Here is a 14876-nt window from a genome sequence, read left to right on the forward strand (position 1 = left end):
TATCATACTTACTGCTTTATCAAATACTTCTTTTGTTTCACAACGGTCAAAAAGTATTGTTTCTGCGCCAAACATTTCAGGAACTTCAGTAAGAACACTTGTTCCGCCCATTGAAATTAAGATATCAGAAACTTCGCCAACCAATGGGTTCGCAGTTATTCCTGAAAGCCCGTCACTTCCCCCGCATTTTAAACCGATTTTAAGTTCGGTAACAGGAATTTCTTCTCTTTTAAATGTAGAGGCGTATTCTTTAAGTTCATTAACAAGTTTAATTCCTTCTTCAATTTCATTAGAAACTGACTGACAATTTAAGAACTTAACTCTTTTTTCGTTAATTTCGCCTAAAGTTTCTTTAAATAAATCAATATTATTATTTTCACAACCTAAACCAACAACTAAAACACCTGCGGCATTAGGATGCTTTATTAATCCTTTTAATATTTTCTGAGTAACTTTATGGTCGTCACCAAGTTGAGAACAACCATACGGATGTTCAAAATGGAAAGTTCCTGTTCTGTCTGCAATAATTTTTGCAGTTTTATTTACACAGCCTACAGTGTTTACAATCCATATTTCATTTCTTATTCCAACGCTTCCGTCTTCCCTTTTATATCCCATAAATGTTGGAATTTTATCAAACTTTTCAAGTTCAAAGAAGTTTGGATTATATGTATATTCCAAGACTCCCGACAAACCTGTTTTCAAGTTATCGGTATGAACTTTATCGCCTTTTTTGATATCGCAGGTTGCAACTCCTATAGGAAATCCGTATTTAATTACTTTTTCTCCTTTTGAAATGTCACACAATGCAGACTTATGACCTGTTGCAATATCGACCTCTACATTATCAAAAGAATTAATTTTCATATTTTGCCACCTCGTCATAAAGGAAGGTTAAATCACAGTCCCAGAATTTTTCGTTTGCTAAAATTGCTTTAATATCATTGTTTTTAATAAATTCAATTACTTCGGCATCGTCTGTACCTTTACCTTCTTTGTAAAGTTTAATCAGACAGTAAAGTGAAAATACTAAATTTTCAGGTATTTTTTCAAGTCTTTTTATGTGTTCTAAAATAGAAGGTAAAACTCTTACTTTAAATTTACTTACAAGATTTAATGAGATAGATGACCATAAATGCTTTATGTAAGGATTTTTAAATCTGTCTAAAACAGCATTTGCAAAATCTAAAAGTTCCTCTTTCGGTAAGTCTAAAGTAGGAATAATTTCTTCAAAAATGCTCTTTTTAATAAAAGCGCTCATTTTTTCGTCATCCATACAGTCTTTTACTGTTTCAAAGCCTTCAAGCATTGCATAGGCAACTGTTGAAGAATGTGCACCATTTAATATTCTTACCTTTCTTGTTCTGTAGTTTGACATATCGTTAGTCCAGATTACATTAAGTCCTGCTTTTTTTAATGGGAATTCATCTTCAAATGATTTTTCCCCTTCAATTACCCACAAGTGAAAATATTCGGAGGTATCAAGCATATTGTCTTCATAGCCTAAGTCAATATTTTCGCCTCTTGGATAACCTGTAACAATTCTATCAACAAGTGTATTCATAAAGTAGTTCTTTTCTTCTACAAATTTTTTGAAATCTTCCCCTAAATTCCAGTCATCTGCATACTGAAGAACTATTTTCTTAAGTGTAGAACCATTTTTATCAATAAGTTCACATGGTAAGAATACAAAACCATCTAAATTATTTTTAAATCTTTCATATAGCAATACTGTTACTTTAGCTGGAAAAGATTTTTGAATTCTGTCAGTTAACATTTCTTCTTTTTCATAAGAAATACCTGCTTCGGTAGTATTTGATATAACAAATCTGAAATCAGGATTTTTAGCCAAATCTAAAAAGGCTTTATAATCTTTATACGGGTTTACGCATCTCGAAATACTGTCAATAACAGTTTTTTCAACTTTTTCTTTACCGTCAACTATTCCACGGATTATATGAGTATAAATACAATCCTGTTTATCAAGCATTTCACACATACCTTGTTCAATAGGCTGAACAACAACAATGTTGCCACTATATAAGCCTTGTTTATTCATAGTGTCTATCATCCAGTCGCAAAACGCTCTTAAAAAACCGCCTTCACCGAATTGAATAACAGTTTCTTTTCTTTCCTTCTTGGTATAAATTTCATTGATTTTTTGCATAATTTTTTTCTCCTTATAAAAAACATTGACTGATTTTCTATTTTCTGATATATTAATTATAATAACTATTTTGACTTTAATCTATAGCGATAATGACATATTGTTGAATTATTTTGACATTGGAGAATAATTATGTTTAACGAAAAAGTTGTTTTTACAAACCCAAATATTCCTGTTCTTGCAAGAGTATGTTCAGGCAGATTGAATGATTTTCATATTCATTCGGAAATTGAACTGATAAGTATCCTTTCCGGTTCTATGACAATAAAAACAGAATCAGAAACATATAAGGCATCCAAAGGCGAAGTTCTTTTTATAAACAGCAATATTCCTCACTCAACCGTCGATGTTGACTCTGATTTTTCCGGAAGACTCGTGCAATTCCGTATGCCTTCAGTCACCAATGGAAATCTTGGATATTTATTTCAGTATTTCAACAACTGGGGAACTCCGGCATATATGTTCTCAAAATCAGATGACAGTAAATTAATTGCTGAGTGCATTAATAAAATTTTAACTGAAAAAAACACGAATGATATCGCTGGTGAATACTACATAACATCAAACATGTATATGATACTTTCACTTCTTTATAAAAAAAATCTATTCGGAGATACAGAGAAACTTCTTAACAACAAAAAAGAAATCGAAAGACTTCTCCCTGTACTTGAATATATAGATTCTCATTACCACGAAAGCATTTCAATTGATGACTTAAGCAGTATTCTTAATCTTAATGAATATTATTTTTGTCGTTTTTTCAAAAAAGTTATGGGCAACACAGCAATCAACTACATCAATTTTGTAAGAACATATTATGCAAAAAAACTTTTATTTACAGACAAAACAATACTTGATATATCTATGGAAACCGGTTTTTCATCCGTTTCATATTTCAGTAAAATATTCAAAAAACATTTTCAATATTCACCGTCAGATTATAAAAAGATTGCAGGACGGGCAGATAATTTAATATAAAAAAGAAGATATTTTTAGATAATACTTTTTACATCAACCGATATTCAATTATCCGATAAAATGTGAAAAGCAACAATATCTTTATAACAAAAAGAGGCTGTATAAGCCCCTTTTTCTTTCATATGCTACTTTATAATTCTTGCAGCAAAATCTATTGATTTATCTGCTAAAATATTCTCTTTCATATTTATCACCAATGAAATTATATTATCAAACTTACATAATTTCATTTATTAATTATTCATCAGCGAAGCGGTTTCATCATTCATTATTCATTAAAAAATCCTGTCTTTCGACAGGATTTTTGTTTTGGAAGATGCGAATGATTTAGATGCCACATACAATCCCCCGAATTCGAGGGAATTAAAATCAGTATCTTGCCTAAGCAAAACTACAACAATTATTAATTATTCATCAGCGAAGCGGCTTCATCATTCATTATTCATTAAAAAATCCTGTCGAACCTAATGAATGATGAATATTGAATAATGAAAAATGAATAATACAAAACAAAAAATCCTATCTTTCGACAGGATTTTTGTTTTGGTAGCGGCGAGTGGACTTGAACCACCGACCGTACGGGTATGAACCGTATGCTCTAGCCAACTGAGCTACACCGCCAAATATTTAATAATATTCAATTAATGAACACTATGATAGTATATCCTAAACTTACCTTTTTGTCAATATATTTTTTAAAAAAAATTATATTTTTAATTTATATTGTTAAAAGTATTTTTTTATGATATGATAAAAATGATTACAATTATTAAGGAGAAACTATGGAAAACTTAACAGATATTTCAGTTATAAAAAAAATATGTGCTAAATACGGGTTCAAATTCAAAAAAGGGTTTGGGCAGAATTTCTTATGCGATGAGGAAATTGTTAATAATATTATATTAAATTCAGGTATTAATAAAGATACCTCAGTTATAGAAATCGGTCCCGGTTTTGGTAGTTTGACACAATCCTTACTAAAATATGCAAAAAAGGTTACATCAATTGAAATAGACTCATCTTTAATACCTGTTTTAGAGGACTTATTCTCTTCTTATGATAATTTTAATCTTATAAACTGTGATGTTTTAAAATTTGATTTAAATTCTATTATTGATGATAATACTGTTTTAGTAGCCAATCTTCCTTATTATATTACAACACCGATTTTAACTTATCTTTTAGAAGGAAGGTATAATTTAAAATCTATTACTGTTATGGTGCAAAAAGAGGTTGCCAAAAGACTTGTTGCCCTTCCGGGAACAAAAGATTATGGTGCTATTACCTGCCTTGTCAATTATTACAGCGATGCTAAAATTGTTGTTGATGTCCCAAAAGATTCATTTATCCCTGCTCCAAATGTTGACTCTGCAGTTGTTAAACTTGATATACTAAAAGAGCCAAGAGTTAATCCAAAAAGTGAAAAAAATATGTTCAAACTAATAAAGGCATCTTTTAATCAAAGAAGAAAAACCTTTTTAAATGGTATAGCAAACAGTAAAATAACCTCGCTTTCAAAAAACGAACTTGAAAATGTCATTTTATCTTTAGGTTATGATATAAATTTAAGAGGCGAAACTTTATCAGTAGAAGATTTTGCAAAAATTTCTGATGAAATTTTTTAACTGTCGGAAAGGAACCATAAAATGAAAAAAGCTATTATTGCAATGAGTGGCGGAGTTGACAGTTCAGTTGCCGCATATCTTATAAAGCAGTCAGGATTTGATATTAAAGGAGTTACTTTAAAATTACATTCAGATAAAACCTCAGATCCGTCCTGTTGTACTGAGCAGGATATTATTGATGCCAAAAGCATTTGTGACAGTCTTTTGATACCTCATGAAGTTATAAATTTTACTGACGATTTTAACAAAAAAGTTATTGATAATTTTGTCAACACATATATTGAAGGCGGAACACCTAATCCCTGCATTGAATGTAACCGACATATAAAATTTAAAAAGTTACTTGATATGGCAAAAGAGGAAAATTTTGATTATGTTGTTACAGGGCATTACGCCAAAGTAGAGTTTGATGAAAAATCAGGTAAATTCTTACTTAAAAAAGCAGTTGACCACTCAAAAGACCAAAGTTATGTTCTTTACTCTTTAACCCAAAAGCAATTATCTAAAATTTTATTTCCATTAGGAGATATGACAAAAGAAGAAATAAGAAACTTAGCAGAAAGTCTTAATTTCGTTAATGCAAAAAAATCAGACAGTCAGGATATTTGCTTTGTTAAAGATACAGGTTATGCTGAATTTATTGAAGAATATACAGGCAAAAAAAGCAAACCCGGAAAGTTTATTGATTTAGCAGGAAATGTTTTAGGACAACATAAAGGAATTATAAATTACACCATCGGTCAACGAAAAGGGTTGGGGCTTTCTTTAAAAGAGCCGATGTTTGTATGTGAAAAGGATATAAAGAATAATCAGGTTATTTTAGGGTACCAAAAAGACTTATTTAAAGATAGTCTTGTTGCGGAAAACGTTAACTTTATACCTTTTGAAGTTCTAAATGAAAGCATCAGGGTTACAGCTAAAACAAGATACTCTCAAAAAGAAGAACCTGCCACAATTACACCAATGGAAGACGGAAAAGTTTTTGTTAAATTTGATTCTCCTCAAAGAGCAATAACAAAAGGTCAGGCAGTTGTTTTTTATGATAATGATATTGTAGTAGGCGGAGGTACAATCTGTTAAAATGACAGTTTTTGAAATAATCGATAATTTGTATTTAAAAAGTGATATTTCCCATTCGGAATGTGTATCATTATTAAATGAATATAAAAATGATAAAGTAAGAGAATATTTATTTTCCAAATCCGCTTATATAACTGAGAAAATATTTAATAAAAAAATTTATATAAGAGGCTTAATAGAATATTCAAATTACTGCAAGAATGACTGTTTCTACTGTGGAATAAGAAAAAGCAATCAAAACCTTGAAAGATACAGACTTAATAAAGAAGAAATTCTTACCGCTTGTAAAAACGGATATGAATTAGGTTTTCGTACCTTTGTTCTGCAAGGTGGAGAAGATGGTTATTTTAATGATGAATTAACCTGTGAAATTATATCCGAAATAAGAAACAAATACCCTGATTGTGCCATTACTCTTTCTATGGGCGAAAAAAGTTACGAATCATATAAAAAATTCTACGACTCAGGTGCTAACAGGTATCTTTTAAGGCACGAAAGTATAAATCCTTTACACTATAGTAAACTACACCCTGAGAGCCTTAATATTACCTCAAGAGTCAGATGCCTTAAAGACTTAAAGGAAATAGGCTATCAGGTTGGATGTGGTTTCATGGTTGGCTCTCCGTATCAGACGGTAGACAACATAGCGGAAGACATTATATTCATTAAAGAATTTAAACCGCATATGATTGGCATAGGTCCGTTTATACCTCATATTGATACTCCGTTTAAAAATTTTGAATGTGGAGATTACAGGCTATGCACATTTATTATAGCTATTTTAAGACTTATAAATAACTCTGCTTTAATTCCTGCTACTACTGCTCTCAATTCAGTTAACAAAAACGGAAGAAAAGAAGGCATTTTAGCCGGTGCAAATGTTATAATGCCTAACCTATCTCCTTTTGATGTAAGGGATAAATATAATTTATATAACGGAAAATTAAGTACGGGAATTGAAGGTGCAGAAAGTCTTGAAGGTTTAAAAAAAGAACTTGAAAGCATAGGCTTTGTTATTTCAACTAAACGTGGAGATTATATTGAATGAAAAGTGTAAAATGCAAAATGATAAATAGCAGGTGGATTCTTAAAAATCCACCTGCTATTTAATTAAAAAGTCTTATTTATTCCTGTTATATGGTTTATTATTTCGCCTGCAATTATAAGCCCTGAAACTGAAGGAACGTAAGCCATACTTCCCGGTGTTGAACGTCTGTTATCTTCGCTTATATTAACCAAAGGTTTAGCAGGTGTTTCTTTTGAATAGACTACTTTTAATTTTTTTATACCTCTTTTTTTAAGTTCATAACGCATAACTTTTGCAAGAGGACAAACGGAAGTTTTATATATGTCGGTCACTTCAAACTTTGTTGCATCAAACTTATTACCTGCTCCCATAGCACTTATTATTTTTGTATTAGATTCGTTACATTTTTCTATGATAAGTATTTTTGAACTTACAGTATCTATGGCATCTACCACAAAATCATAAGAAGAAAAATCAAATGTATCAATATTATCTTTATTTACAAATAAATCAAAAGTATTTACTTTTATATCTTTATTTATATCAAGAAGCATTTCTTTTAATACTTCAACCTTTTTTCTTCCTACCGATTTTAAGTTTGCTATAATCTGCCTGTTAATATTGGTAACACTCACAGTATCAGAATCAACAATATCAATAGAAGATACTCCGCTTCGCGCCAGAGCCATAACCGTATATGATCCTACTCCGCCTACACCGAAAACAAGAACACGCGTGTTATTAATTTTTTTCATATTTTCTTGACCTACTAAAATTTCGGTGCGAAAAAATTGTTCCATATCTCTACATCCTTGTTTTAATTAAAAATAACTTTTAGCATTTCGCCATTATTAACAACCTGTTCGTTATATAAAAACAATAAGTCTGCATTATCTATTTTAACATAGTTTTCAATAAGAGGACTTGCAACATATCTTAAATCTACAAGAGCAATTTCTGAGTAGTTCTCGATAAGCAAAGGTGCAAGAGAAAGACTGTATGAGTCATTAAATATGACAAGCCTTTTATCACTGCCCGAAACTTCATTTTTTATAATACAAATAGGTGAAGGACCTGATAAGAATAAATCATATTGTGATTTAGAATTTAACTTATCAGTATTGTAAACTTTATTATACTTATCTCCCATTATGTTATTAACAGTTGCAGTATCAATGTATTCATTTGTCATATAATAAATTTCTTCACTCTTGATATCACTAATCTTTGCTCCATGCTGACCTGTAAAGGCATCAACCTTAACAAGTGAGTTTTTAGATATATCTGTATTAAAATCAAGATATTCGCCCAGTTTCTTAACCACAGGCCCTATTTTATCCTGTTTATAATGAGGGTCGGTTATATAATAATCATTAAGAGTCAATTCATTCATTACATCAATATAAGTTACATTATTTATATTTGAATTTAGTATTTCAAACATTTTTTCATAATCAAAGGGTGTTTTCAATTCATCGTTTATAAAATAACTCTTACTTGGAATAACCGAATAGAAAACTTTATTTGAAGAATATTTATTTGCAAGATATTCAATTTTCTTTGCAGTTTGTTCTACGCCTGACGGGCGGACTTCGCCGATATAATCCATATAATAATCATTATAAGTTATAATATCATTCCCATCAGGCTCTATTAGTTTTTTCTTTCTAACTCTAATTTCAAGAAACTTTCTTGAAACTGTTTTGGTGCAATCTGGTCAATTACAAGAAGAATAAAATTGCCTTTAGAAGTAACGATAACATCTTCCCTTTCAACGCCTACGCATATCCATTTTCTAGGATCAACTTTTTCTTTAATTTCAGTTTTTAATGTTTCTATATCAGTTCCTTCTTTAACTTTAACAAGACAAATTGAATGAGCAACACTTCCCATCATAGGTTCTGATGCAATTGCTTCTTCAAATTCCATATTCGGAATTCCAAGATAGTATTCACTGTTTTCCTTTGTTATTTCCATCTGCATTGTATTAGGAAGTGCTTCAGTAACACCATCATAAATTCTATCCATTATTCCTTCAAGTGAATAAGCGTCTTTTACAATATTAAAACCATCTAATATTTTAACACATTCTGCTCTTGTTATAAGTGATAGTGGTTTTAAAGTTCCATCTTCATACCCTGAAATATTGCCTGCTTCAACAAGCCCTGCAACATAATCTTTTGCGTAATCGGAAATCATATCTTTATCGGAAAAATTACTTAAAACATCATAGTTTTGAGATAATGTATAAAACGCTCTTCCTGCCATTGTGAATACATCCTGTCTTGTAATAAGACTTTGAGGATTAAAGTTTTCGCCGGGAGCAACAACGTTAAGAGTAACAAGTTTTTTTACATTTTCATAAAACCAGTCCTGGCTGTTAACATCTGAAAATTCGTGTTCACTGTATTCTGCAACATTCATATCTATTGCAGATGCCAAAACAGTTGCAAATTCAGCACGTGTCATATTATTGTCAGGTTTAAAACTTCCGTCTTCATAACCTTTAATTTTCCCTGCTTCTATCCATTTTTGAACTATACTTTCTGCCCAATGGCCTGAAATATCACTTGCAGCATATGTAGTAAAACTAAACATCATAATAACAGCAAGTAAAAAAGATAATAATTTTTTCATATTCTTTTCTCCTTCTTTTTTCTTTTTAAGTTTGTCACATATATAATAGACTGTTTTTAAAAAGAAAAGTTTCACTTTTTTAAAAAAAGCACAAGATGTAAAATCCTGTGCTTTTTTATAAAAAATGTTAATTATTTGTTATCTACGCTATATGCATAAGCGATAAGGTCAACAACTTTGTTTGAATAACCCCATTCGTTATCATACCAAGAAACTAATTTAACAAAATTATCTGTTAAAGCAATACCTGCTTTTACATCAAAGATAGATGTGTGAGGATCGTGAATGAAATCACTTGAAACAACTGCATCTTCTGTGTAAGAAAGAATACCTTTTAATTCACCGTCAGCCGCTTCTTTGATTGCAGCAACGATTTCATCATAAGTTGCACTCTTTTCTAATTTACAAGTTAAGTCAACAACTGAAACGTCTGCTGTAGGAACTCTGAAAGCCATACCTGTTAATTTACCATTAAGTTCAGGAATAACTTTACCAACTGCTTTAGCAGCACCTGTTGAAGATGGAATGATATTGAAAGCAGCACCTCTACCGCCTCTCCAGTCTTTCTTAGAAGGACCGTCAACTGTTTTCTGTGTAGCAGTTGTAGCGTGAACTGTTGTCATCAAACCTTCAACTAAACCGAATTTATCATTAACAACTTTTGCTAATGGTGCTAAACAGTTTGTTGTACAAGATGCGTTAGAAATAACTGTCATAGAAGAATCATATTTATCATTGTTAACACCCATAACGAACATAGGAGCATCTGCTGATGGAGCAGTAATAACAACTTTTTTAGCACCTGCTTTAATGTGAGCACTTGCTTTTTCAGTTGTTGTGAATACACCTGTTGCTTCTGCAACAAAGTCAACACCACATTCTCCCCATGGAATTTCTTCAGGATTCATACAAGCGAATACGCTGATTTCTTTACCGTTAACAACTAATTTGTCGCCTTTAACAGAAACTTCACCGTTGAAACGACCATGAACAGTATCATATTTTAACATATATACCATATAGTCTAAATCGATGAATGGGTCATTAATAGCAACAACATCTACTTTTTGGTTTTCCATAGCCGCTCTGAATACTAAACGACCAATTCTACCAAAACCATTAATACCTACTTTTGCGTTCATAATTTTGAACCTCCATTTATTATAATATAATTTTTTACCAAAATATATTTTACTACAAACAGTGTAAAATTGCAATAGTTTTTTGTTAAATAATTAACTATGTTATATCTTTAATTTAATTAATACTTATTGAATAGTTTGGTGCTTCTTTCGTAATAGAAATATCATGCGGATGGCTTTCTTTAAGACCTGCACCTGTTATTTTAACAAATTTACCGTTTTCTTTTAAGCTTTCTATATCAGGAGTTCCACAGTATCCCATACCTGATCTTAAACCGCCCATAAGTTGATATATAGTATCACTTAACATACCTTTATATGGTACACGCCCTTCAACACCTTCGGGAACAAGTTTTTTACTGTTCTGCTGGAAATATCTGTCCTTACTTCCTGCTGACATTGCAGATAAAGAACCCATACCTCTATAAACTTTAAACTGTCTTCCCTGGAATATTTCAGTTTGTCCCGGACTTTCTTCGCATCCTGCAAACAAACTTCCTATCATAACAACATCCGCGCCTGCAGCGATTGCTTTAGGAATATCTCCTGAGAATTTAATACCACCGTCAGCAATAACTTTAACCCCTGTTCCTTTAGCCGCTTCTGCTACATCCATAATTGCAGTAAGTTGAGGAACACCGATACCTGCAACAACACGTGTTGTACAAATTGAACCCGGGCCAATACCAACCTTGATTGCATCAGCACCCGCTTCAATCAGGTCTTTCGCTGCTTCTTTTGTTGCAATATTACCTGCAATAAGCTGAAGGTCAGGGAAATTCTTTTTAATTAATCTGACTGTATTCATAATACCTGCGGAGTGACCATGTGCGGAGTCTAAAACAACAACGTCAACTCCTGCTTTATAAAGTGCTTCGGTTCTTTCTAAAACGTCAGTTGTAACACCTATTGCGGCACCTACTAACAGTCTTCCTTTTTCATCTCTTGCAGAATTTGGATACTGAACTGCTTTTTCAATATCTTTAATTGTGATAAGACCTTTGAGGTTACCGTCTTTATCAACTATAGGTAATTTTTCAACTTTGTAGGTTGATAAAATTTCTTTAGCTCTTTCCAAAGTTGTTCCTTCCGGAGCAGTTATGATGTTTTCACTTGTCATAACTTCTTTTATCGGTCTTGAGTAATCAGTAACAAATCTTAAATCTCTGTTAGTTAAAATACCGACAAGTTTTCCTTCAACAGTAATAGGAACACCTGAAATTTTATATTTACCCATAAGATTGTCAGCGTCTTTAATAGAATGATCAGGAGATAAGAAGAACGGGTCAGTGATAACGCCGTGTTCCGATCTTTTAACTTTATCTACTTCGTGAGCCTGATCTTCTATAGGCATATTTTTATGGATAATACCGATACCGCCTTCTCTTGCAATTGAGATAGCAAGACGTGCTTCGGTTACAGTATCCATTGCTGCACTCATAAGTGGTATATTGAGTTTGATTTTTTTAGTAAGATATGTTGATAAGTCAACCTGATTTGGTAAAACATCACTTTTTTGCGGTGACAGTAATACGTCATCAAAAGTTAAACATTCCCTTATTTCAAATTTTGACATTTTAAACTCCTCCGTTTTTGCACTTTCTTTAGTATGACAAGGTTTAAATTTAAACCCTCTCATAATAAGTATAATAAAAATGACAAAATTAGTCAAGAGGATTGATTATTTTTTCTCTTTAATATATAATAATGTCGGTGATTTTAATGAAATTTGTGAATTTTGACATAAAAAACAATATATTTTTAGCCCCTATGGCAGGAATAACCGACCTTGCATTCAGAACTATATGCCGTGAATGTGGTGCAGGTCTTTGTTACAGTGAAATGATCAGCGCAAAAGGTTTATATTATAAGGATAAAAAAACAAAGGATTTACTTTTAACCAATTCTTATGATAGTCCTCTTATAGTTCAGATTTTTGGTAATGACCCATATATAATATCAGAAGGTGTTAAAATAATTTCTGATATGGGCTTTAAAATGGTTGATATCAACTGTGGATGCCCTGCCCCAAAAATTGTCAATAATAACGAAGGCTCTGCGCTTATGAAAGACCCTCTTCTTCTTTCTAAAATAGTTGAATCAGCCGTTAAAGCGTCTGATTTACCGATTTCGGTAAAAATTCGTTCAGGTTTCACAAAGGAAAGTATAAATGCAATAGAATGTGCAAAAATAATTGAAGCATCAGGTGCATCGGCTATTGCTGTACATCCTAAAACAAGAGAACAATTTTACTCGCCCGGTGCAGACCTAAATATAATAAGAGATATAAAAGAAACGGTTAAAATTCCTGTTATCGGGAACGGAGAAATCTACACTCCCGAAGACTGCGAAAATCTTTTTAAAGAAAGTTTATGCGATGCCGTTTTAATAGCAAGAGGTGCTTTGGGAAATCCTTTTATATTTACTCAAATATATGATTTTTTAAGCACAAAAGAATATATCAAAAATTATCCAATTTCCAAAAAACTCAAAGCACTTATACGCCAGACTGAACTTACCGTTAAATATAAAGGCGAACATCGTGCAATATTAGAAGCAAGAAAGCATATTGCCTGGTATTTAAAAGGTATTAAACATTCAAAAAATTTAAGAATGGCAGCAAACAATGTAACTACTTTAGAAGAAATTTACTTTCTTTGCAACTCGGCTATACAAGCGGACAGTAATTTAATAGAAGAATAGTATTCTTAGCTTAAGGTAAGGTTAATAACATCAGATAACTTTCATACTTTTCGGGAAGGAAAAATGTGAAAAAATGAAAAAATTAAGATTGTTATTATTCTTTACCTTATTTTCTTTTTTATTTATATTTTTTACAAGTTTCTCAGAATATGATATTAATTCCTTTAATGAAACACCTGTCGGAAATTTCCAGAACAAAGAAATTATGGTTTATCCGTCGGGACAAAGTTGCGGAGTAAAAATAATTTCTGACGGTATTTTAGTTCTGTCCGTAACAGATATAAATGATATTCCCTCGCCGGCTAAGAAAGCAGGAATAAGACCAGGAGATTTTATTAAAAAAATAAATGGAAAAGAATTAAAAAATTCAAAAGATTTTATTGAAAATGTAAAAGAATTAAAAAACGAAGAATTTGAAATTGAGTATAAAAGAGATAAAAAAATCTTTAAAACAAGGTTAAAGTCTCTTAACATTAATAACGAATACGTTTTGGGAATGTGGGTAAGAGACAGTATTGCAGGACTCGGAACTCTTACTTTTTACAGTTATGACAAACAAAAATTTGCCGCACTCGGTCACTCAATTGCAGATATTGACACAGGTGAAACTATGCCTGTAAAAAACGGAGAACTTGTTTTTTCTAAAATAGTTTCCTGTAAAAAAGGTGAACAAGGGACTCCCGGAGGACTGACAGGAATTTTTTTAGAGGATAGTAAAGAAATAGGCACAATTTACGAAAATTCCTCATTTGGAATTTATGGCAACCTGTCAGATGAAAAATCAGTTCCTGATATAAATCCTGTACCAATAGGAATAAAAAAAGATGTAACTTTAGGGAAAGCAGAAATTATATCTACAATAGAAAATGACACCCCTCAAACCTTTGAAGTAGAAATAATAAAAGTAAACAAACAGGATAAACCTGATATAAAAGGAATGGTAATTAAAATTACCGATAAGGAACTTTTACAAAAAACAGGCGGAATAATTCAGGGAATGTGAGTGTGTTATAATAGGGACAACACAGGAAAACCCGTAAAATAGGGCGTTTCTGGTGTTTGCCCAATTTCATTGACCAAGGATTTGGGTGTATCATGCGCGTGGTACGAAGAAAAAACGAAGTTTTTCAAGGAGGAACCACAAAAACCTGTCACACGAAAGCCGACTGGGATTAGCTAACCCGGCCGGTTTTTCTTTTACCACTTTTTATATCTATATCATAAATTCAGTATAACATAAAAAGTTTATACTGTCTGCAAATCCGAAAAAAATTTACGATTTGCACAAAACAAATAAAAACAGAAAGGATTGTTCGCTATGAAGTGCTTAATGAAGTACAATTGGGTAAAGCTCCCCCGAACTACCCCACCGATGGGCAAGGGCTTAATGGGTTCTTGGACGAAGCTTGCATCCCGTGCAGCATTTCGTAAAGGACAAGCCGAGTATTGCGGTCATATTAATTCTGTAAACGCTGGAGAATGGTCTGGAGGCGTTGTCGGCGTAAAGAGTATTCTTG

At 31.9% G+C, this 14876-nt stretch carries 14 protein-coding genes and 1 tRNA gene; 7 read left to right on the plus strand and 8 right to left on the minus strand.

The window, feature by feature from the left end; genetic code table 11:
* Both E7419_07285 and E7419_07290 read right to left on the minus strand, forming a co-directional pair.
* On the minus strand, positions 1 to 885 hold an 885-nt coding region (locus E7419_07285; GenBank protein ID MBE7014990.1), incomplete at its 3' end, for an altronate dehydratase.
* On the minus strand, positions 857 to 2167 hold the full coding sequence (locus tag E7419_07290; protein ID MBE7014991.1) for a tagaturonate reductase: 1311 nt from the start codon (positions 2165 to 2167) through the stop codon (positions 857 to 859). The genes E7419_07285 and E7419_07290, both read right to left, overlap by 29 nt.
* A gap of 132 nt (positions 2168 to 2299) precedes the next feature.
* On the opposite strand from E7419_07290, the gene E7419_07295 reads away from it, so the two are divergent.
* A complete protein-coding gene (locus tag E7419_07295) occupies positions 2300 to 3145 on the plus strand; it encodes an AraC family transcriptional regulator (GenBank protein ID MBE7014992.1) in 846 nt (281 codons plus the stop codon).
* 544 nt (positions 3146 to 3689) lie between these two features.
* Here E7419_07295 and E7419_07300 read toward each other — a convergent pair.
* Positions 3690 to 3766, minus strand: a tRNA-Met gene (locus E7419_07300).
* Positions 3767 to 3927: 161 nt separating this feature from the next.
* Here E7419_07300 and rsmA point away from each other — a divergent pair.
* From rsmA to hydE, 3 genes are read left to right on the plus strand one after another with little or no spacing between them, the layout of a single operon-like run.
* Positions 3928 to 4770 carry a 16S rRNA (adenine(1518)-N(6)/adenine(1519)-N(6))-dimethyltransferase RsmA gene (gene rsmA / locus E7419_07305; protein MBE7014993.1) on the plus strand — a complete coding sequence of 281 codons (843 nt, stop codon included), beginning with the start codon at positions 3928 to 3930 and terminating at the stop codon, positions 4768 to 4770.
* A gap of 21 nt (positions 4771 to 4791) precedes the next feature.
* The gene (gene mnmA / locus E7419_07310; GenBank protein MBE7014994.1) at positions 4792 to 5850 is read left to right on the plus strand and encodes a tRNA 2-thiouridine(34) synthase MnmA; all 1059 of its coding nucleotides are present in this window, start codon (positions 4792 to 4794) and stop codon (positions 5848 to 5850) included.
* 1 nt (position 5851) lies between these two features.
* Positions 5852 to 6898, plus strand: coding sequence for a [FeFe] hydrogenase H-cluster radical SAM maturase HydE (gene hydE / locus E7419_07315; protein MBE7014995.1), 1047 nt, complete (start codon positions 5852 to 5854; stop codon positions 6896 to 6898).
* 62 nt (positions 6899 to 6960) lie between these two features.
* Here hydE and E7419_07320 read toward each other — a convergent pair whose 3' ends face one another.
* From E7419_07320 to guaB, 5 genes are all read right to left on the minus strand, one after another.
* Positions 6961 to 7677 (minus strand): tRNA threonylcarbamoyladenosine dehydratase, encoded by a 717-nt coding sequence (locus E7419_07320; protein MBE7014996.1) that lies wholly within the window; start codon positions 7675 to 7677, stop codon positions 6961 to 6963.
* A 17-nt stretch (positions 7678 to 7694) separates the two neighbouring features.
* Entirely contained in the window at positions 7695 to 8486 is a 792-nt protein-coding gene (locus E7419_07325; protein MBE7014997.1) for a hypothetical protein, read from the minus strand.
* A gap of 44 nt (positions 8487 to 8530) precedes the next feature.
* Positions 8531 to 9514, minus strand: coding sequence for a DUF4358 domain-containing protein (locus E7419_07330; protein MBE7014998.1), 984 nt, complete (start codon positions 9512 to 9514; stop codon positions 8531 to 8533).
* Between the two features lie 131 nt (positions 9515 to 9645).
* Positions 9646 to 10656: a type I glyceraldehyde-3-phosphate dehydrogenase gene (gap, locus tag E7419_07335; protein MBE7014999.1), complete on the minus strand. Its 1011-nt coding sequence runs from the start codon at positions 10654 to 10656 to the stop codon at positions 9646 to 9648.
* A gap of 115 nt (positions 10657 to 10771) precedes the next feature.
* On the minus strand, positions 10772 to 12232 hold the full coding sequence (gene guaB, locus E7419_07340; protein MBE7015000.1) for an IMP dehydrogenase: 1461 nt from the start codon (positions 12230 to 12232) through the stop codon (positions 10772 to 10774).
* 146 nt (positions 12233 to 12378) lie between these two features.
* Here guaB and dusB point away from each other — a divergent pair, with 146 nt between their 5' ends.
* From dusB to E7419_07355, 3 genes are all read left to right on the plus strand, one after another.
* Complete coding sequence (gene dusB, locus E7419_07345; GenBank protein MBE7015001.1) at positions 12379 to 13359, plus strand: tRNA dihydrouridine synthase DusB; 981 nt, start codon at positions 12379 to 12381, stop codon at positions 13357 to 13359.
* 73 nt (positions 13360 to 13432) lie between these two features.
* The gene (locus E7419_07350; GenBank protein ID MBE7015002.1) at positions 13433 to 14362 is read left to right on the plus strand and encodes a PDZ domain-containing protein; all 930 of its coding nucleotides are present in this window, start codon (positions 13433 to 13435) and stop codon (positions 14360 to 14362) included.
* 315 nt (positions 14363 to 14677) lie between these two features.
* Positions 14678 to 14876: hypothetical protein (locus E7419_07355; GenBank protein ID MBE7015003.1), on the plus strand; the 199-nt coding region annotated here is incomplete at its 3' end.

The organism is Oscillospiraceae bacterium, assembly GCA_015068525.1.
Taxonomy (GTDB): Bacteria; Bacillota; Clostridia; order UMGS1840; family HGM11507; genus SIG450.

Bases quoted from the DNA above. Each gene is read 5' to 3' on its own strand.
- E7419_07325 (MBE7014997.1), bottom strand. From the start codon at position 8,486: ATGGATTATATCGGCGAAGTCCGCCCGTCAGGCGTAGAACAAACTGCA.
- E7419_07350 (MBE7015002.1), top strand. From the start codon at position 13,433: ATGAAAAAATTAAGATTGTTATTATTCTTTACCTTATTTTCTTTTTTA.
- hydE (MBE7014995.1), top strand. From the start codon at position 5,852: ATGACAGTTTTTGAAATAATCGATAATTTGTATTTAAAAAGTGATATT.
- guaB (MBE7015000.1), bottom strand. From the start codon at position 12,232: ATGTCAAAATTTGAAATAAGGGAATGTTTAACTTTTGATGACGTATTA.
- E7419_07290 (MBE7014991.1), bottom strand. From the start codon at position 2,167: ATGCAAAAAATCAATGAAATTTATACCAAGAAGGAAAGAAAAGAAACT.
- dusB (MBE7015001.1), top strand. From the start codon at position 12,379: ATGAAATTTGTGAATTTTGACATAAAAAACAATATATTTTTAGCCCCT.
- E7419_07320 (MBE7014996.1), bottom strand. From the start codon at position 7,677: ATGGAACAATTTTTTCGCACCGAAATTTTAGTAGGTCAAGAAAATATG.
- E7419_07330 (MBE7014998.1), bottom strand. From the start codon at position 9,514: ATGAAAAAATTATTATCTTTTTTACTTGCTGTTATTATGATGTTTAGT.
- gap (MBE7014999.1), bottom strand. From the start codon at position 10,656: ATGAACGCAAAAGTAGGTATTAATGGTTTTGGTAGAATTGGTCGTTTA.
- rsmA (MBE7014993.1), top strand. From the start codon at position 3,928: ATGGAAAACTTAACAGATATTTCAGTTATAAAAAAAATATGTGCTAAA.
- mnmA (MBE7014994.1), top strand. From the start codon at position 4,792: ATGAAAAAAGCTATTATTGCAATGAGTGGCGGAGTTGACAGTTCAGTT.
- E7419_07295 (MBE7014992.1), top strand. From the start codon at position 2,300: ATGTTTAACGAAAAAGTTGTTTTTACAAACCCAAATATTCCTGTTCTT.